Raw genomic sequence first — 413 nt, forward strand, 5'->3', positions numbered from 1 at the left:
GCAGGCGCATGCGCGGCTCGAATCCCGCGCCACGCTCGGCGCATTGGTCCTGCTGCCCTGAACAACCATGAAGGAGCCATCCCATGATCGTCGGCATGAACCACTTCACCGTGATCGCGGAGGACGAGAAGAAGACACTGGACTTCTACACCGGCCTCCTCGGGCTGCGGATCGGCCACCGGCCGGAGCTCGGCTTCCCCGGGGCCTGGCTCTACGGCGAGGGGCCGCAGGCGCTGGTGCACCTCTACTTCGACCGCCCGGTGCCGGCACAGCGCGCGGGCGTGATCGACCACATGGCCTTCACGGCGCGCGACCTGCGCGCCGTGAAGGCGCGCTTCGATGAAAGCGGCACGAAGTACGAGCTGCGGCAGCAGGCAATGACCTGCTCATAGTGCCCCTCTTCGTTAAGTGCT

At 66.8% G+C, this 413-nt stretch carries 1 protein-coding gene; it reads left to right on the forward strand.

The window, feature by feature from the left end; genetic code table 11:
- Nucleotides 1-83 precede the first annotated feature (83 nt).
- Complete coding sequence (locus tag APY03_RS26340) at nt 84-392, forward strand: VOC family protein (protein ID WP_068681546.1); 309 nt, start codon at nt 84-86, stop codon at nt 390-392.
- Nucleotides 393-413: the final 21 nt, after the last annotated feature.

Source organism: Variovorax sp. WDL1, from assembly GCF_001541225.1.
Taxonomy (GTDB): Bacteria; Pseudomonadota; Gammaproteobacteria; order Burkholderiales; family Burkholderiaceae_C; genus Variovorax.

What these genes read in the sequence shown, in the direction of transcription:
- APY03_RS26340 (WP_068681546.1), top strand. Translation starts at nt 84, where the DNA reads ATGATCGTCGGCATGAACCACTTCACCGTGATCGCGGAGGACGAGAAG.